Annotated in this window: 16 protein-coding genes; 9 read left to right on the top strand and 7 right to left on the bottom strand. The window is 74.9% G+C overall.

The window, feature by feature from the left end; all coding sequences use genetic code 11:
* Positions 1–6 precede the first annotated feature (6 nt).
* The 3 genes from LG634_RS08350 to LG634_RS08340 form a co-directional block, all read right to left on the bottom strand.
* Entirely contained in the window at positions 7–1269 is a 1263-nt protein-coding gene (locus LG634_RS08350) for an NAD(P)/FAD-dependent oxidoreductase (RefSeq protein ID WP_226733012.1), read from the bottom strand.
* 93 nt (positions 1270–1362) lie between these two features.
* Positions 1363–2661, bottom strand: a complete 1299-nt coding sequence (locus tag LG634_RS08345) for a deoxyguanosinetriphosphate triphosphohydrolase (RefSeq protein WP_226733011.1) — start codon at positions 2659–2661, stop codon at positions 1363–1365.
* Positions 2662–2705: 44 nt separating this feature from the next.
* Complete coding sequence (locus LG634_RS08340; RefSeq protein ID WP_226733010.1) at positions 2706–3482, bottom strand: sirohydrochlorin chelatase; 777 nt, start codon at positions 3480–3482, stop codon at positions 2706–2708.
* A gap of 385 nt (positions 3483–3867) precedes the next feature.
* Between LG634_RS08340 and LG634_RS08335 the strand changes: the two genes are divergently transcribed.
* The 3 genes from LG634_RS08335 to LG634_RS08325 all read left to right on the top strand — a co-directional run bounded on the left by LG634_RS08335 (position 3868) and on the right by LG634_RS08325 (position 7627).
* Positions 3868–4524, top strand: a complete 657-nt coding sequence (locus LG634_RS08335; RefSeq protein ID WP_226733009.1) for a SanA/YdcF family protein — start codon at positions 3868–3870, stop codon at positions 4522–4524.
* Between the two features lie 110 nt (positions 4525–4634).
* On the top strand, positions 4635–5390 hold the full coding sequence (locus LG634_RS08330; protein ID WP_226733089.1) for a glucose 1-dehydrogenase: 756 nt from the start codon (positions 4635–4637) through the stop codon (positions 5388–5390).
* Positions 5391–5557: 167 nt separating this feature from the next.
* A complete protein-coding gene (locus LG634_RS08325) occupies positions 5558–7627 on the top strand; it encodes a molybdopterin oxidoreductase family protein (protein WP_226733008.1) in 2070 nt (689 codons plus the stop codon).
* Here the strand turns inward: LG634_RS08325 and LG634_RS08320 are convergent.
* Positions 7593–8078, bottom strand: coding sequence for a gamma-glutamylcyclotransferase family protein (locus LG634_RS08320; RefSeq protein WP_226733088.1), 486 nt, complete (start codon positions 8076–8078; stop codon positions 7593–7595). The two genes, LG634_RS08325 and LG634_RS08320, sit on opposite strands and share 35 nt — an antisense overlap.
* Positions 8075–8410 (bottom strand): divalent-cation tolerance protein CutA, encoded by a 336-nt coding sequence (gene cutA, locus LG634_RS08315; RefSeq protein ID WP_226733007.1) that lies wholly within the window; start codon positions 8408–8410, stop codon positions 8075–8077. Before cutA ends, LG634_RS08320 begins: the two co-directional genes overlap by 4 nt.
* Positions 8411–8908: 498 nt before the next feature.
* Here cutA and LG634_RS08305 point away from each other — a divergent pair, with 498 nt between their 5' ends.
* The 5 genes from LG634_RS08305 (at position 8909) to nirD (ending at position 14878) form a co-directional block, all read left to right on the top strand.
* On the top strand, positions 8909–9403 hold the full coding sequence (locus LG634_RS08305; RefSeq protein ID WP_226733006.1) for a GVDTG sorting domain-containing protein: 495 nt from the start codon (positions 8909–8911) through the stop codon (positions 9401–9403).
* A gap of 306 nt (positions 9404–9709) precedes the next feature.
* Positions 9710–10336, top strand: coding sequence for a class F sortase (locus tag LG634_RS08300; RefSeq protein WP_226733005.1), 627 nt, complete (start codon positions 9710–9712; stop codon positions 10334–10336).
* A gap of 108 nt (positions 10337–10444) precedes the next feature.
* Positions 10445–11962 carry an NAD(P)/FAD-dependent oxidoreductase gene (locus LG634_RS08295; protein ID WP_226733004.1) on the top strand — a complete coding sequence of 506 codons (1518 nt, stop codon included), beginning with the start codon at positions 10445–10447 and terminating at the stop codon, positions 11960–11962.
* Position 11963: 1 nt separating this feature from the next.
* Positions 11964–14525 (top strand): nitrite reductase large subunit NirB, encoded by a 2562-nt coding sequence (gene nirB / locus LG634_RS08290; RefSeq protein ID WP_226733003.1) that lies wholly within the window; start codon positions 11964–11966, stop codon positions 14523–14525.
* Entirely contained in the window at positions 14522–14878 is a 357-nt protein-coding gene (gene nirD, locus LG634_RS08285; RefSeq protein ID WP_226733002.1) for a nitrite reductase small subunit NirD, read from the top strand. The genes nirB and nirD overlap by 4 nt, the downstream gene beginning before the upstream one ends.
* A gap of 36 nt (positions 14879–14914) precedes the next feature.
* Here the strand turns inward: nirD and LG634_RS08280 are convergent, their stop codons facing one another.
* Positions 14915–15328, bottom strand: coding sequence for a VOC family protein (locus LG634_RS08280; protein ID WP_226733001.1), 414 nt, complete (start codon positions 15326–15328; stop codon positions 14915–14917).
* Positions 15329–15885: 557 nt separating this feature from the next.
* Here LG634_RS08280 and LG634_RS08275 point away from each other — a divergent pair.
* A complete protein-coding gene (locus tag LG634_RS08275) occupies positions 15886–17046 on the top strand; it encodes an alkaline phosphatase PhoX (RefSeq protein WP_226733000.1) in 1161 nt (386 codons plus the stop codon).
* Between the two features lie 94 nt (positions 17047–17140).
* Here the strand turns inward: LG634_RS08275 and LG634_RS08270 are convergent, their stop codons facing one another.
* Entirely contained in the window at positions 17141–18139 is a 999-nt protein-coding gene (locus tag LG634_RS08270; RefSeq protein WP_226732999.1) for an ArsR/SmtB family transcription factor, read from the bottom strand.
* Positions 18140–18250: the final 111 nt, after the last annotated feature.

Raw genomic sequence — 18250 nt, 5'->3', positions numbered from 1 at the left:
CGGCGGTCAGCCGGTGAGGGAGTCCAGCGGCACCGACGGGTCGGCGAGCCGGTCGGGATCGGGGGTGGCACCGCTCCTGATCAGGGCCTGGATGGGGGCGGTGACGTCCCACACGTTCACGTTCATGCCGGCGAGCACCCGGCCGTCGGACAGCCAGAAGGCGATGAACTCGCGCTTGGCGGCGTCGCCGCGGATCAGGACCTGGTCGTAGCTGCCGGGCGGGGCGTAGCCGGAGTACTCCATGCCGAGGTCGTACTGGTCGGAGAAGAAGTACGGGACGCGGTCGTACGAGACGTCCTGGCCGAGCATGGCGCGGGCGGCGGCCGGGCCGCCGTTGAGGGCGTTGGCCCAGTGCTCGACGCGCAGCCGGGTGCCGAGGAGCGGGTGCTCGGCGGCGGCGACGTCGCCGGCGGCGAAGACGTCGGGGTCGGAGGTGCGCAGCGAGGCGTCGACGGCGATGCCGCCGCCGTGCTCGCGGGCGGCCAGGGTCAGGCCGGCGGCCTCGGCGAGGGCGGTGCGGGGGGCGGCGCCGATGGCGGCGAGCACGGCGTGCGCGGGGTGCTCCTCGCCGTCGTCGGTGCGGGCGGCGAGGACCATGCCGTCCTGGCCGGTGATCTCGGTGAGGCGGGCCCCGAAGTGGAAGCGGACGCCGTGGGCGGCGTGCAGGTCGGTGAAGAGGCGGCCGATCTCGGGGCCGAGGACCGCGTGCAGCGGGGTCGGCTCGGGTTCGACGACGGTGACCTCGGCGCCGTAGCCGCGGGCGGCGGCGGCTACCTCCAGGCCGATCCAGCCGCCGCCGGCGATGACGAGGTGCCCGTTGTCGCGGCCGAGGGCCGTCAGGACCCGGCGGAGCCGTTCGGCGTGGGCGAGGCGGCGCAGGTGGTGCACGCCGGCGAGGTCGGTGCCGGGGATGTCGAGGCGGCGCGGCTCGGAGCCGGTGGCCAGCAGCAGCCGGTCGTACGGGACGAGGGTGCCGTCGCCGAGGGTGACGGTCTTCGCCGCGCGGTCCAGGTGCACGGCGGGCTGGCCGAGGTGGAGTTCGACGTCGGCACGCGCGTACCAGGCGGGTTCGTGGACGAAGACCGAGTCGCGCTCCTCCTTGCCGGTGAGGAACCCCTTGGACAGCGGCGGCCGTTCGTAGGGGTGGTCGCGCTCGTCGCAGATCATGATCACCCGGCCCGTGAACCCTTCGGACCTGAGCGTTTCGGCCGCCTTTGCTCCGGCCAGTCCTCCGCCGACGATGACGAACGTCCGGTGTGCGTCGACCACCTGATGCCTCCTCGTTGCCTCTGCGCCACATGCGACCGTATGCGAGCGTCCCGCACTGAGCCTGCCCCGTGAAGGGGACGTGGCCCGATCGGCTCACCCGCGGCGCGCCGTGAGCCGTGCGTGGAGGGTGCGGGCGGAGGCGTCGGTGAGCGAGGCGATCTGGTCGATGACGGCCCGTTTGCGGGCCTTGTCGTCGGGTGCGGCGTCGAACAGGGCCCGGAACTGGGGGTCGAGCCCTTCGGGGGCGCGGGCGCTGAGGGCCTCGGCGAGTTCGGCGAGGACGATGCGCTGGTCGGCGCGGAGGCGTTCCTGTTCGTCGCGCTGCATGACGTACAGGTCGGCGACCGCCTTGAGGACGGCGCACTCGTTGCGGGTGGCGCGGGGGACGACGAGTTCGGCGCCGTAGCGGGTGAGCCGGCCGGAGCCGTACGCCTCGCGGGTGGCGCCTTCGGCGGCCAGGCAGAACCGGCCGATGAGCTGGCTGGTGGCGTCCTTGAGGCGGGCCTGGGCGACGGCCGATCCGTCGTACCCGTGCGGCCACCAGTCCTCGGCCATCAGCCGGTCGAGGGCTTCGCGGAGTTCCTCGGGCGCGGTGCCGGCGGGCACGTAGCGGCCGATGGCGACGCGCCAGATGTCGGCGCGTTCGGGTTCGGCGAAGAGGAGGTTGGGGTCGAGGTGGCCGGCGTGCAGGCCGTCCTCGAAGTCGTGGACGGAGTACGCGACGTCGTCGGACCAGTCCATGACCTGGGCCTCGAAGCACTTGCGGTCGGCGGGGGCGCCTTCGCGCAGCCAGGCGAAGACCGGCAGGTCGTCCTCGTACGCGCCGAACTTCACGGAGTCCGGGTCGGTGGGGTGGCCGCCGCGCGCCCAGGGGTACTTGGTGGCGGCGTCGAGGCAGGCGCGGGTCAGGTTGAGGCCGACGCTGGTGAGTTCGCCGGTGCCGGGGTCGGTGGTGAACCGCTTGGGTTCGAGGCGGGTGAGCAGGCGCAGCGACTGGGCGTTGCCCTCGAACCCGCCGCAGTCCTTCGCGAACTCGTTGAGGACTTCCTCGCCGTTGTGCCCGAACGGCGGGTGGCCCATGTCGTGGGACAGGCAGGCGGCTTCGACGAGGTCGGGGTCGCAGCCGAGGGCGGCGCCGAGTTCGCGGCCGACCTGGGCGCATTCCAGGGAGTGGGTGAGCCGGGTGCGGGGGCTGGCGTCCCAGTCCCAGGAGCGGGTGCCGGGGGTGACGACCTGGGTCTTTCCGGCGAGGCGGCGCAGCGCGGCGGAGTGCAGCACGCGGGCGCGGTCGCGCTGGAAGGCGGTGCGTCCCGGGCGTTTGTCGGGCTCGGCGGCCCAGCGCTCGGTGTCGGAGGGTTCGTAGAACGGGCTGGGTGCGGTGCTGCCTTCCATGCAGAGACGTTAACCGGACGGGCCGACAATCCGGGTGCATACCGTCAGGCGGACCCCAGGAGGGCGGGGGCGGGCCGGTGGGCGGGGGCGTGGTCGTAGCGGTGCAGGACGAGCCGGGCGAGGGCGGGGTGGTCGCCGAGCGGGGCGGCGGCCGGGCCGGGCCCGGCGGCGGCGCTCTGGGCGGCGAACCGGCCGGGGGCGGTGAAGTACGAGGCGATGGCGATCCGGTGGAGGCCGCGGGCGGTGAGGGCGCGTACGGCGTCGGGGACGGTGGGGGTGGCGGCGGAGGCGTAGCCGGGGAGCACGGGGGTGCCGCCGAGGCGTTCGGAGAGCAGGCGGGCGGTGTGCCGGGCGTCGGTGGCGGACTGCGGGTCGCGGGAGCCGGCGGCGGCGAGGACGACGGCGGCGCCGCGGCCGGGGGTCCAGCCGGTTTCGTGCAGGCGGTCGTGGAGGGCTTCGACGAGGAGCGGGTGCGGGCCGAGGGGGGCGGCGATGCGGGTGCGCAGGCCGGCGGCGGCCGCGCGGGCGGCGGCGTGGGGCAGGTCGTGCTTGACGTGGTGACCGCGGCCGAGGAGGAGCGGTACGAGGACGGCTCCGGCGGGTCCGCCGGGTAGGTCGGTGGCGGAGGGGCCGGCGGCGAGGGCGTCGAGGGTGTCGTCGAGGAGGGGGGCGTTGAGTTCGATGTGGCCGAGCCGGACGGGGAGGCCGGGGCGGAGTTCGCGGACCCGGTCCAGCAGGGCGGTCACGGTGCGGAGGGCGCGGGGGTCGCGGCTGCCGTGGGCGACGGCGACGAGCGTGGCGGCGGGGCGGGTGCGGTGCATGCGGGGGCTCCGTTCCGGCGGGCCCCCGGCGGGCGCAGGCCGCTGAGCTGGGTGCCGAGCTGGGCGGTGATGCGGCCGAGGAGGTCGGCCGTGCTGGCGAAGGGGAAGAGCGGTGCGGGGTCCGGCTCCGTCATGGACCGATCCTGGCGGGCCGAGGTTGCCGGGCCGTTGCGTGGGCGTGACGGGTGTTTACCGGCGGCTCACGCGGGGGCCGGGCCGGCTGTCAGAGGGTCCCGGGGGCGTTGTCAGTGGGGTGTGCTCTTCTTGTCACGGAGCGTGTTCGGGGTGGTGCGGGCGGTCACGGGGTGAACCGCCCGGGTCCCGGGTGCGTCCACAGGGGAGATCGCCGTGCGGAGATCCGCGCGGGAACAGCGGGGAGGCGACCATGGGTGTACGAGGACGGCGGCGGACCGTTCAGGCGGTGATGGCGTTGTGCGTGCTGGCGCTGCTGCCGTCGGCGTGGACCCACGCGGTGGCCGGGGACCGGCTGCGGACGACCGCGGACGCGCCGGCGTCGGACGTGGCGGTGGTGTTCGGGGCGGGGCTGTGGCGCGGCCGGCCGACGCCGTACCTGGCGCACCGGCTGGACGCGGCGGCGGACCTGTACCGGGCGGGCAAGGTCAAGGTGGTGCTGGTCTCCGGCGACAACAGCCGGGCGGAGTACGACGAGCCGGACGCGATGCGGACCTATCTGACGGAGCAGGGGGTGCCCGCGGACCGGATCGTCAGCGACTACGCGGGCTTCGACACGTGGGACTCGTGCGTCCGCGCCAAGAAGGTCTTCGACGTGGACCGGGCCGTACTGATCAGCCAGGGCTTCCACATACGCCGGGCGGTCGCACTGTGCGAGGCCGCGGGGGTGGAGTCGTACGGGGTCGGGGTGAGCGAGCCGCTGGACTCGGTCTGGTACTACGGCGGCGCCCGCGAGATCCTCGCCGCCGGCAAGGCGGCCCTGGACGCGGCCGTCCGGCCGGACCCGCATTTCCTGGGACCGCGCGAACGCGGGGTGGAGCAGGCGCTGGCGGCGGCGGACGCGGGGTGAGCGGGGCCCGTGGCCGGCGGGCGGCGGGCGGTCTGGTGGAGTGACGGGGCGTCGGCTTAGGGTCGGCGTGATCCGTTCCCGTTCCGGGCTTCGAGGGGTGCTGCGTGACTGTGGTGGATCTGTCCGGCAAAGCGGTCGTGATCACCGGTGGGGCGCGCGGGCTGGGCGCCGCGGCGGCGCGGGCCGTCGTGGCCGGCGGCGGCCGGGTGCTGATCACGGACGTGCTCGCGGAGGAGGGCGAGGCGGCCGCGGCGGAACTCGGGGACGCGGCACGGTTCCTGCGGCACGACGTGACCAGCGAGGCGGACTGGCAGGCGGCGGTGGACCGTGCGGTGGCCGAGTTCGGCCGGCTCGACGGGCTGGTCAACAACGCCGGGATCATCTCCGGCGGGCTGCTGGAGCACGAGAGCGCGGAGTCGTTCCGGCGGGTGCTGGATGTGAACCTGCTGGGCGTGTTCCTCGGCATCCGGGCGGCCGTGCCGGTGCTGCGGGCGAACGGCGGCGGCTCGATCGTCAACGTCTCCTCGGCGGCCGGGCTGACCGGGCTGGCGCTGACGGGCTCGTACGGGGCCTCGAAGTGGGGCGTGCGGGGGCTGTCGAAGATCGGTTCCGTGGAGCTGGCGGCCGACCGGATCCGGGTGAACTCGGTGCATCCCGGGATGACGCTGACCGCCATGACGTCGGCGGCCGGGGTGCGGGGTGGCGAGGGCCGCTTCCCCAGCGCGCCGCTGGGGCGGGTCGCCCTGCCCGAGGAGATCGCCCCGGCCGTCGCCTACCTGCTCTCCGACGCGGCGTCCTACGTCACGGGCGCCGAACTCGCCGTCGACGGCGGCTGGACGGCCGGCCCTTCCCGGGCCCCCGCCTGACCCCGGAACCGGGGCTCCGGATGCTGCGGGCGCGATCCGGCTTCGCCGGCGTTCGAGGCGCGGGGCGAGGCGCTCACCAAGCAGGGCGGGCGGGGCTGAGGGGGGCGTACCCGGTACGTAACGCGGGGCGGCGGCCCGCGTAACACCGCCGTCGCACGATGGGCCGCATGCACTCCCCCACCGCCACCCACTGCCCGTACTGCGCCCTCCAGTGCGGCATGAACCTCCGCCCGGCCGCAGCCGGCCCCGGCGTCACGGTGGCCGAGCGGCCGGACTTCCCGGTCAACAGGGGCGCCCTGTGCGGCAAGGGCCGCACCGCCCCCGCCCTGCTCTCCTCCCGGGTGCGCCTCACCGAGCCCCTGATCCGCGCCCACGCCACCGGGCAGCTCGAACCGGCCACCTGGGAGGAGGCCCTCGACGCGATCGCCGAGGGCCTGACCCTCACCCGCCGCAGCCACGGCCCGGACGCCGTCGGCGTGTTCGGCGGTGGCGGCCTGACCAACGAGAAGGCGTACGCGCTCGGCAAGTTCGCCCGCGTCGCCCTCGGCACCTCGCAGATCGACTACAACGGCCGGTTCTGCATGTCCTCGGCGGCCGCCGCCCACCAGCGCGCGTTCGGGCTCGACCGCGGTCTGCCGTTCCCGCTGGCGGACGTCCCCCGCACCGGCTGCGTGATCCTCGTCGGCTCCAACCTCGCCGAGACCATGCCGCCCGCGCTGCGCTACCTCACGGAGCTGAAGGAGAACGGCGGCACCCTGATCGTCGTCGACCCCCGCCGCACCAAGACCGCCGAGCAGGCGGACCTGCACCTGGCCCCCCGCCCCGGCACCGACCTCGCCCTGGCCCTGGGCCTGCTGCACCTCGTGGTCGCGGAAGGCCGCACCGACGAGGAGTTCATCGCCGCCCGCACCGCCGGCTGGCCCGAGGCCCGGGCCGCCGCCATGGCGCACTGGCCGGAGCTGGTCGAGCGGATCACCGGCGTGCCGGTGCCGAAACTGCGCGAGGCGGTGCGGATGTTCTGCGCCCCCGAGGCGGCGATGGTGCTCACCGCCCGCGGCCCGGAGCAGCAGTCCAAGGGCACCGACACGGTGGGCGCCTGGATCAACCTGTGCCTGGCCACCGGGCGCGCGGGCCGCCCGCTGTCCGGGTACGGCTGCCTGACCGGCCAGGGCAACGGGCAGGGCGGCCGCGAGCACGGCCAGAAGGCCGACCAGCTGCCCGGCTACCGCAAGCTGACCGACCCGGCGGCCCGGGCCCACGTGGCCGGCGTCTGGGGCGTCGACCCCGACTCGCTGCCTGGTCCCGGGCGCAGCGCGTACGAGCTGCTGGACGCGCTGGGCGGCGAGGTGAAGGCGCTACTCCTGATGGGGTCGAACCCGGTGGTGTCGGCCCCGCGGGCCGCGCACGTCGAGGAGCGGCTGCGGTCGCTGGACTTCCTGGCGGTGGCGGACGTGGTGCTGTCGGAGACGGCGGCGCTGGCGGACGTGGTGCTGCCGGTGACGCAGTGGGCGGAGGAGACGGGGACGACGACCAACCTGGAGGGCCGGGTGCTGCTGCGCCGGCAGGCCCTCACCCCGCCGCCGGGGGTGCGCAGCGATCTTTCCGTGCTGCACGGGCTGGCGTCGCGGCTGGGCGTCGCGAAGGGGTTCCCGGAGGACCCCGAGGAGGTGTTCGAGGAGCTGCGGCGGGCGTCGGCGGGCGGTCCGGCGGACTACTCGGGCATCGACTACGCGCGGATCGCGGAGGAGGACGGGGTGTTCTGGCCGTGCCCGGAGGGGGGCACGGGCACGCCCCGGCTGTTCCTCGACCGGTTCGCGACGGAGGACGGGCGGGCCCGGTTCGTGCCGGTGGCGCACCGGGACGCGGACGAGGTGCCGGACGCCGAGTACCCGCTGCTGCTGACGACGGGCCGGGTGGTGGCCCAGTACCAGTCGGGGGCGCAGACCCGGCGGGTGGAGGAGCTGAACGCGGCGGCGCCGGGGGCGTTCGTGGAGCTCCACCCGCGGCTCGCGGAACGCATCGGGGCGGTCGAGGGCGGCCCGCTGGAGGTGGTCTCGCGGCGCGGCCGCGCGGTGGCCCCGGCCCGGATCACGGACGCGATCCGGGCCGACACGGTCTTCATGCCGTTCCACTGGCCCGGCGAGGGCCGTGCCAACTCCCTGACCAATCCGGCGCTGGACCCGGTGTCCCGGATGCCGGAGTTCAAGGTCTGCGCGGTACGGGTCCGTCCGGCGTAGCCGGGCCGGACCGGGCCGGGTGCTCGCGGTCGAGCCAGTCGCCGGTGGGGATGGGGGTGCCGGAGGCGGTGAGGCGGGCGGCCAGGGTGGGGGCGGCCAGGTAGACCCAGGCGTCGGCGCCGGTGCCGTCGGTGAGGCGGACCCGGCAGGCGACGCGGTCGTACACGTTTCCCGGGCGGTCCGGACCGTGGTACTCCTCCAGCCGGTCGAGTTCGGCGAGGAGTTCCGGGTAGCGGCCGGCGGCGGGGGTGACGAGTTCGCCGACGATCTCGGAGCCGTCCCGGGCCACGGCGTACGGGTATCCGGGCCCGTCGTACAGGGCGGCGCCGGGGAGGCGGGCGGGGACCTCGGCGGTGGTGCGGCCGCGGAGGAACAGGTCGTGGTTGACCTCGCCCGGGCGGAGGGTGCCGTAGACGAAGAACGGCAGTTCGGGCGCGGAGGGCCGGGTCACGCGGTGACCTCCGCGGCCACCCAGGCCAGGTAGGCGGGACTGCCGTGGACGACGGGGGTGGCGATGATCTCCGGGGTGTCGTACGGGTGGATGGCGAGCAGCCGGGACTCCAGGGCGGGGTAGGCCGATTCGGTCGTCTTGAAGAGGACCTGCCACTCCTGGTCGGTGGTCAGCCTGCCGTGCCAGTGGTAGACGGACGTGATCGGGCCGGATATCTGGGCGCAGGCGGCCAGACCCTCGCCGACGGCTCCCTCGGCGAGGGTCCTGGCCGCCTGCTCCGTGTCGACGGTGGTGAGGACGGCCAGAACGGGTGGGGCGGGCGGGGGTGTCACGGGGGCCTCCCTCGTGCGGCGGGCTGTGCGGGCGCATCGTACGCGCCCCCGCGGTGATTCCGGGGCTCCGCCCCGGACCGCGCACCGTCGGCGCCGGCGGGGGTGCCCGCGGCCCACGCGGCGGTGGCTTCGGGGCTCCGCCCCGGATCCCGGTCCTCAAACTCCCCCAGCCCCAGGGGGCTGGGAGGTGCCCCCTGGACGGGCTGGATCTTCCCGCCCCGCGGCGTCCGCCCGGCCGCGCCGGATACGGCGAGGCACACCCGGCCCCGCGGGCGGTTGAGGCGCCGGGCGGGGTCCCGTTTCGGTCCGGTCGGTGGGTGGGGGTCACCCGGACGGCGTGGTGGGGGGTGGGGGGTGTTGTGGGGGTGTGAGCTGGGGGGATGGGGGGCGGGGCGGGGTCGGCGGGGGACGGTCGGCGGGCGCGGGGAAGGGGGAGGGTGTTGGCTCGGGGTACGGCCCCGGAAGGGACGGCCGTACCAGCCCGAGGGAAGGAACCGCATGCGCCGCCGCACCGCAACCCTGCTGCTGACGGCCACCCTGCTCTCCCCCACCGCCGCCCACGCCGCCGCCGGCGACTTCGCCCCCCTGGAGGTCACCCCCCGCTCGGCCGCCCCGGGCGACACGGTGACGGTGGACACGACCGCCTGCGGCAGGGCCGGCACGGCCGACGGGGACGCCACCACCGTCGGCGGCGGCCGGTTCCGGCTGGCACCGGGTGCCGGGGAGGCCGTCGCCGGCAGCTTCCGGATCGCCCCCGGCACCCCCGCCGGCACCTACGGCATCGGCGTGACCTGCGCCAACGGCCGGTTCGCCACGGGCGACATCGCGGTCACCGGACCCGATCCGCAGGGGCACGTGCAGTCCGGCGTGGGCGGCGGGGTGCAGGAGACCTCCGACCCCGTCCTGATCTCGGCGGGAGTGGCCCTGCTGGCCGCGGCCGCCGTCGGCGGTACCTGGATCCTGCGGCGCCGGGCGAGCGGCGCACAGGTCTGACGGACCCCACGGTCCGCGGTACCGCCCACCCCGTCGCCCGCCCCGCGAGGTCCCCGCTCGCGGCGGCGGGCGACGGCCGTACCGGCAGCCGGCCGCCCGTCCGGCGATCGCCCCGGCCGGCACGGGCCACGCACCCCACCACCCCACCCACCACCCCACCGCCGGCCGCCGGGCCGCCGCGGACGTGCAGGCGGCCACCACCACTCGCGGCCGCCCCTGCCCCACCCGCACGCGCGGACCGCCCGGGCGGCGGCCGTACCCCGAGCAGCAGCCCCACCACCCCGCCAGACTGAGGGGGTCGACCCCATGACCGGTGTGCATCGCAACGTCCGCCTCGGCGGGCTCGTGCTCGTGGCCGCCTGGGCCGGGGTCTGGCTGATCGGAGCCGGGATCGGCGGCGGGCGGGAGGAGCCGCCGCAGCCCGCCGCCGAGGAGTCGGCCGCGGCGCGGACCGGTGGGCGGGAGCTCGCGCCGCTGGCCCCGTCGGCGCCGCTGCGGATCCGGATTCCCGCCATCCGGGTGGACGCCCCGCTGACCGGGCTCGGCCTGCGGCCCGACGGCCGGCTGGAGGTGCCGCCGCCGGAGCACGGGGACCTGGCCGGCTGGTACCGGGACGGCACCGCGCCCGGGGCCGCCGGGACGGCCGTCGTCACCGGGCACGTGGACGACGCCCGCGGCCGCGCCGTGTTCTACGAGCTGGGCGCGCTGCGCCGGGGCGCGGCCGTCGAGGTGGCGCGGCGGGACGGCCGTACCGCGGTGTTCACGGTGTACGCCGTCGAGGTCTACGACGCGAAGGCCTTCCCCGACCACACGGTGTACGGCCGGTCCCCGCGCGCCGAGCTCCGCGTGATCACCTGCGGCGGCGGCTTCTCGGCCCGGACCGGCTACCGCGGCAACGTGGTGGTGTTCGCCCACCTCACGGGCACCCGCTGACCCCGCTGACCCCGCTCACAGTGTGCCGCCGGTCCGGTGAGGGCAGCGTTCCGCGGGGGAAACAGGAGGGATGCCCGCGGGAAACAGCGGGCCCGCACCGTTGGCGGCATGACCTCGCAACAGCGTGTGGTGGTGATCGGCGGCGGACTGGCCGGGCTGCGGCTCGCCCAGCGCCTCGGCGCCGCCGCCTCCGTGACCGTACTCGGCGAAGAGTCGCACGCCCCGTACAACAGGGTGCTGCTCGCCGAGGTCCTCGCGGGCCGTTACGGCCCCGAGGTCGCGGCCCTCCCGGACCCCGGCCCGGTGCTGCGCCGCGGTGTCCGGGCGGTGCGCATCGACCGGGAGGACCGGACGGTGCAGTGCGACGACGGTACGGCGGTGCCGTACGACACGCTGGTGCTGGCGACCGGGTCCAACCCGGTGCTGCCGCCGCTGCGCGGGCTGTTCGAGCCGGAGGGCCGTGAGCTGCCGGACGGGGTGCACCCGTTCCGGACGATGGCCGACTGCCTGGCGCTGTCGGCGCAGGCGCGTCCGGGGCTGCGGGCCGTGGTGATCGGCGGCGGGCTGCTGGGGGTGTCCGCGGCGCGGGCGCTCGCCGAGCGGGCCGGGCCGGACGGCGCGGTGGTACTGGCCCAGCAGGGCGACCGGCTGATGGAGCGCCAGCTCGACGACGACGCGTCCGCGCTGCTGCTGGAGCACGTGGCCGGGCTCGGCGTGGAGGTGCACACCGAGTGCCGGGTCCGCGGTCTGCTGACCGCGGACGGCCCGCGCCGGGTGACGGGCGTGGAACTCGCCAACGGGCTCCGCCTGGACGCCGAGCTGGTGGTCCTGGCCTGCGGGGTCCGGCCCCGTACCGGCCTGGCGCAGGCCGCCGGCCTGACCGTCCGCAGGGGCGTCGTCGTGGACGACGAACTGCGCACGAGCGACCCGCGCATCCACGCGATCGGCGACTGCGCCGAACACGCCGGCCGCGTCTACGGCCTGGCCGGCCCCGCCCTCGAACAGGCCGACGTACTGGCCCGGATCCTCACGGCCCCCTCGCACGCCCCGGTGGACTCCGGCGCCGCCCACCCGGCCGGTAGGGGCACCCCCCACCCGGCCGGTACGGGCGACACCGCAAGCCCCGGCACCCCGACCGGCACGACCGCGGCGACCGGCACCGCACCGGCCGCACCGGCCGCCCCCGTGGCGGCGGGTCCGGCCCGCACGGCCGCCACCCACGCCGCCGCTGCGGACGGCCCGCCGAGCCCCGGCTCGGCGGCAGGTGCGGCAGGCGCAACCGCCACCGCCATGCCCGGCCCGGCCGGCGCCGCCCACCGCCCCCGCTACACCGGCACCCGTGCCCTCACCCGGCTCACCCTCGTCGCCGGGGAGCGCCCGCTGGACCTGGCCGCGTTCGGCGAGACCACCCCGCAGCCCGGCGACGACGTGCTGCGGCTGGCCGACGCCACGCGGAGCACCTACCGGAAGGTCGTCGTGCGGGGCGACCGGCTGGTCGGCGGGGTGCTGCTCGGCGAGCTCTCCACCGTGGGGGCGCTGGCCCGCACCTGGGAGGGCGACGAACCGCTTCCGGATTCCCCCCGGAATCCGCTGCTCCACCTGCTCACCGACGACGGAGGCTCCTGACATGACCAACCCCCCGACGATCGTGCTCATCGGGCACGGCATGGTCGGTCAGCGCTACCTCGAAGCGCTCACCGAACACGGCGTGACCGGCCGCACCCACCGGATCGTCGTGCTCTGCGAGGAGCCCCGGCCCGCCTACGACCGCGTCCACCTGACCTCGTACTTCTCCGGCAGCACGGCCGAGGACCTGTCACTGACCCCGGCCGGCTTCATGGCCGAGCACGGCATCGAGCTGCACCTCGGCGACCCGGCCGAGGCGATCGACCGGGCCGCCCGCACCGTGACCGCGCGCTCCGGCCGGGTGTTCGCGTACGACACGCTGGTGCTGGCCACCGGCTCGTACCCGTTCGTGCCGCCGGTCCCCGGGAAGGACGCCCCCGGCTGCTTCGTGTACCGCACCATCGAGGACCTGCTGGCCATCGAGGAGTACGCGAAGGGCCGCACCCGCGGCGCGGTCGTCGGCGGCGGGCTGCTCGGGCTGGAGGCCGCAGGCGCCCTGCAGGGGCTGGGGCTGGAGACGCGGATCGTCGAGTTCGCCCCGCGGCTGATGCCCGTCCAGGTCGACGAGGGCGGCGGCGCGGCGCTGCTGCGCACGATCGAGTCGATGGGCCTGACCGTGCACACCGGTACCGGCACCCAGGAGGTCGTCACCGGTGCGGACGGCTCGGTCAGCGGCATGCTGCTGTCCGACGGCAGCACCGTGGACACCGAACTGGTCGTCTTCTCGGCCGGCGTCCGGCCGCGCGACCAGCTGGCCCGGGACGCCGGGCTGGAGGTCGGCGAGCGCGGCGGGATCGCCGTGGACGAGCGGTGCCGGACCTCCGACCCGCACGTGTACGCGATCGGCGAGTGCGCCCTGGCCTCCGACGGCCGGGTCTACGGTCTGGTGGCGCCCGGCTACGAGATGGCGCAGACGGCCGCCGCCGACCTGGCCGGCGGCCCGGACCGCACCTTCACGGGCGCCGACCTGTCCACCAAGCTGAAGCTGCTCGGCGTGGACGTGGCCTCGTTCGGCGACGCCCACGGGACGGCCGAGGGCTGCCTGGACGTGGTGTACTCCGACTCCCGGTCCGGCGTCTACAAGAAGCTGGTGATCGGCGCCGACGGCACCCTCCTCGGCGGTGTCCTGGTCGGCGAGGCCGAGGCCTACGGGCTGCTGCGCCCGCTGACCGGCTCGGTGCCGCCGGCCGCCCCCGAGCAGCTGGTGCTGCCCGCCGGGGTGGGCGCACCCGCGGCCCTCGGCCCGGGTTCGCTGCCCGACGACGCGGTGATCTGCTCCTGCCACAACGTCACGAAGAAGGCGATCACCGCCTGCGCGACGCTGCCCGAGGTGAAGAAGTGCACCAAGGCGGGCACCGGCTGCGGCTCCTGCGTGAAGGTGATCGGCCAGCTGCTGCCGCCGGCGGGAGACAAGGGCCTGTGCGGCTGCTTCCCGCACACCCGCGCCGAGCTGTACGAGATCGTCCGGACGCTGCGGCTGTCCTCGTTCGCCGCGCTGCTGGACGGGCACGGCCGGCCGGAGGCCCGCGGCGGCGACGGCTGCGAGGTGTGCAAGCCGGCGGTGGGCTCGATCATCGCCTCGCTGGCCCCGACCATCGGCGCGGACGGCTACGTGCTGGACGGGGAGCAGGCGGCCCTCCAGGACACGAACGACCACTTCCTCGCGAACATGCAGCGCAACGGCTCGTACTCGGTGGTGCCGCGGATCCCCGGCGGGGAGATCACCCCGGACCGGCTGATCGTGATCGGCGAGGTGGCCCGTGACTTCGGGCTCTACACGAAGATCACCGGCGGCCAGCGGATCGACCTGTTCGGCGCCCGGGTGGACCAGCTCCCGCAGATCTGGGCCCGGCTGGTGGACGCGGGCTTCGAATCGGGGCACGCGTACGGCAAGGCGCTGCGGACGGTGAAGTCGTGCGTGGGGCAGACCTGGTGCCGCTACGGGGTCCAGGACAGCGTGCGGATGGCGATCGGTCTGGAGCTGCGCTACCGGGGGCTGCGGGCCCCGCACAAGCTGAAGTCGGCGGTGTCCGGCTGCGCCCGCGAGTGCGCGGAGGCACAGAGCAAGGACTTTGGTGTCATCGCCACGGCGAATGGCTGGAATCTGTATGTCGGAGGCAACGGCGGAGCCACTCCGCGCCATGCCGACCTGCTCGCCCAGGACCTGTCCGACGCGGAACTGGTCCGTCTCATCGACCGTTTCCTGATGTTCTACATCCGAACCGCCGACCGGCTGGAACGGACGTCGACATGGCTGGAACGCCTCGAAGGCGGACTCGGCCATCTGCGGGACGTGATCGTGCACGATTCCCTGGGCCTGTGTGCGGAACTCGAATCCCTGATGGCCGATCACGTGGCGCATTACCGCGATGAATGGGCCGAAACGCTCGGTGATCCGGACCGGCTGCGCCGATTCGTCTCCTTCGTGAATGCGCCCGGCGCCCCGGACCCGTCGGTGCGCTTCGTACCGGAGCGCGACCAGGTCAAGCCCGATCTGGTGCTGCTCGACATCAGCCCCGCGGCTCCCGCGGGCCGTCCCCTGGAAGGAAGCGCCGCCCGATGATCCCCGAGACCCTCGAACTGTGCCTGGACGGCACCTGGCTGGCGGTGTGCCCGGTGACCGCGCTGACCCCCGGCCGGGGCGTGGCCGCGCTGCTGCCCGACGGCAGCCAGGCCGCGGTGTTCGTCGACCGGGCCGGCCGGCCGTACGCCATCGGGAACCAGGACCCGTTCACCGGCGCGCAGGTGCTCTCCCGCGGGCTGCTCGGCTCGGCGTCGGGGCGGGCGTTCGTGGCGTCGCCGCTGCTCAAGCAGCGGTTCGACCTGGAGTCGGGGCGTTGCCTGGACGACGACGGGGTGGCGGTGCCCGCCTACCGGGTGCGCACCGCCACCGCGCCGGCGCCCGCCGCGGTCTGAGCCGCGGCCGGGCGGCCGGCGCCGGGATCCCGGTGGTCAGCCCTGGGACTCGACCTGGGCGGGGTCCATCCAGACGACCTCCCAGAGGTGGCCGTCGAGGTCGCCGAACGAGCGGCCGTACATGAAGCCGTAGTCGTCGGCGGGCCGGGTCTCGGTGCCGCCGGCGACGATGGCCGCGTCGGCGAGGGCGTCGACCGCCTCCCTGCTCTCGGCGCTCAGCGCGATGATCGCCTCGGTGGTGCGGGTGGCGTCCGCGATCTCCTTCTTGGTGAACTCCCGCATCTTCGGCTCGGTCAGGAGCATGGCGTAGATGGTGTCGCTGATGACCATGCAGGCGGCGGTCTCGTCGCTGAACTGCGGGTTGAAGGAGTAGCCCACCTTCCCCCAGAAGGTCTTGGCGGCTTCCAGGTCCTTGACCGGCAGGTTCACGAAGATCATGGTGGCGGGCATGGCGCTCTCGTCTCTCTCGGTGCTGCGTGCTGCGTGCTGCGTGCTGTGTGCTGCGTTCGAGAGGTAGACCGGGCGGTCGCGGAGAACTCATCGGTCATCCGCAGATTTCTTCGAATGTTTTTCGCCGGACTGCGAAACCGCAGGTCAGGGCCGGTGGCGTCAGGCCGCCGAGCGGAGTTTGACGTGGCCCGCTCGGCGTACGGGCCGCGGTGCAGCCCGTCGACGGTGGCCCGCCACAGCTGCACCCAGCGGCCGAAGTCCGCGGCGGTCATGGGCCGGGTCAGGTGCAGGGCGGCGTGCGGGGCGAAGGCGTTGCGCCCGTAGGCCGCGGTGCGGAACACCCAGCCTCCTCCACCGCGCCGGGCCGCCCGCAGCCGGCGGCCGCAGGGCCGCTCCCACGAGCCGTGGCCAACGCCGTGACCCGGCCCGACCGGAGGCGGTCCCCGGCCCGACACGCCGCGTTGCCCGGGAGGCCACGCGGCGCGCCTAGTTTCCTCGGCGCTCGACCTCTGCGGCCGGCCGGTCCGCAGGGCAGCCCTCCCTCCCCTGGAGTGACCGTGGAACGTCGCAACTTCCTGCGCGGAGCCGTCATCGGCACCTCGGCCGCCGCTTTCGGCGGCTCCCTGATGCGCGGCGCGGCCTACGCCGCCCCCGCCCAGCCCGGCCCGGGCCCCTACGGGGCGCTCGGCGCTGCGGACGCGAACGGCATCATGCTCCCCAGCGGCTTCACCAGCCGGGTGATCGCCCGCTCCGGCCAGACCGTCTCCGGCACCTCGTACAGCTGGCACAACGCCCCCGACGGCGGCGCCTGTTACACCGACGGCACGGGCTGGATCTACGTGTCGAACTCCGAGATCAACCCGTCCGGCGGGGCGAGCGCGGTGCGCTTCAACTCCTCGGGCACGGTCACCTCCGCCTACCGGATCCTCTCCGGCACCCGGCAGAACTGCGCCGGCGGCAAGACCCCGTGGAACACCTGGCTGTCCTGCGAGGAGGTCAGCCTCGGCTTCGTGTACGAGACCGACCCGTGGGGCGTGAACGCGGCCGTGCAGCGGCCCGCGATGGGCAGGTTCAAGCACGAGGCCGCGGCCGCCGACCCGGTCCGCCAGGTGGTGTACCTGACGGAGGACGAGAGCAACGGCTGCTTCTACCGGTTCATCCCGAACACCTGGGGCAACCTGTCCTCCGGCACCCTCCAGGTGATGGTCGCCGGCACCGGCACCTCGGGCTCGTTCACCTGGCAGAACGTGCCGGACCCGGACGGTTCGCCGACCGCGACCCGCAGCCAGGTGTCGGCCTCGAAGAAGTTCAACGGCGGCGAGGGCTGCCACTACGCCAACGACACGGTCTGGTTCACCACCAAGGGCGACAACCGGGTCTGGCAGCTCAACCTCGCGAACAGCACGTACGAGCTGGCGTACGACGACTCCCTCGTGGCCGGCGGCGGCGCCCCGCTGACGGGCGTGGACAACGTCACCGGCTCCTCGTACGGCGACCTGTACGTGGCCGAGGACGGCGGCAACATGGAGATCTGCGTGATCACCCCGGACGACGTGGTGGCGCCGTTCCTGCGGATCACCGGCCAGTCCTCCTCCGAGATCACCGGCCCGGCCTTCTCCCCCGCCGGCAACCGGCTGTACTTCTCCAGCCAGCGCGGCACCAGCGGCAGCTCCTCGGGCGGCATCACGTACGAGGTGACGGGCCCGTTCCGCACCTGATCCCCGGGCCAGGCGAGACGGCCCCCGGCCGGGCGTACCAGCCCGGCCGGGGGCCGTCGTGCGTCCCGGGGACGCTCCGGAACGCTCCGGGCCGCTACGAGGCCACCGCGCCGCCGCGCAGCAGGGCCGCGCCCAGCGGGGTGACCGTGTGCAGCACGGCGTTGCCCTGCCGGGCGGTGGTGACCAGGCCCGCCTCGCGCATCACGCAGGCGTGCTGGCTGGCCGAGGCCAGGGACACGCCGGCCCGGCGGGCCAGCTCGCTGGTCGTGGCCCCGTCGCCGATGGCGCGGAGCACCACCGAGCGGGTGTGCCCGACCAGCTTCCCCAGGGTCCGCTGCCGGTGCTCCTCGGGCCGTACGTGCTCGCCGCCGCGGCCGGCGGTGGCGTGCTCGGCGGCGGCCGGGTAGACGAGCACCGGGGGCAGCTCCGGGTCCTGGAGGGTGACGGCGGTGCGCCGGCAGAAGAACGAGGGCTGCAGCAGCAGCCCGCGCCCGCGCAGCCGGACGTCCCGGTCCACCGGGTAGTCGCACTCCAGCACCGGGGCACGCCAGCGCATCATCGACGGCAGCGAGGACAGGAGTTCGTCCGCGCCGCCGTCGAGCAGCGCCCGGCCCCGGGCGGCCCGCTCGGCCTCGATCTGCGCCTGGATGTGCGTCCAGTACGGCTCCACGGCCGCCCGGTGGTACCGGCGCAGCTCCGTCACGAGCCGGGACAGCTGCGGCGGCCCGCCTTCGGCGAACTCGCGTATCCGGCCCGGCGCCTGCTGCCCGGAGCCGGCCAGCAGCCCCGTCTCACGGCGGATCCGGTGGCTGCGCGTCCCCATGAGCGCATCGAGCCCGAGGTCCATGCCGTACTGCCCCTCGCCGGGGGTCAGGAAGTCGGGGAAATAGCCACGAGCCGGTATCAGCGCGCTCAGGAGGCGTGTTTCAGTATTCAACCGGGTACGTGTTTCTGTACGCCATTCACCGAACAGTCGGACATCCCGCCGGTCTCTTAATCGATGAAAACTCAGAATCGTTTCCCACAACGCATCGGGTCTTCCCGCCATCCGCACCCGTGCCAGGTCCACTCCAGTGAAATGGATACGCAGCACCGAACCCCCACCTGTGCAACCGCAATCCCCCCGCCCCACGAGTATGCACACCGTCACGGGACGTGACCACGCCCTTTCGGCCACAGTTGAAACCCCTTTCGGCAGGGGCGT

This window comes from Streptomyces bambusae (assembly GCF_020532645.1).
Lineage (GTDB): Bacteria > Actinomycetota > Actinomycetes > Streptomycetales > Streptomycetaceae > Streptomyces > Streptomyces bambusae.
Note: the sequence above shows the minus strand (reverse complement) of the source record. Positions and strands in the feature narration are given on the sequence as shown.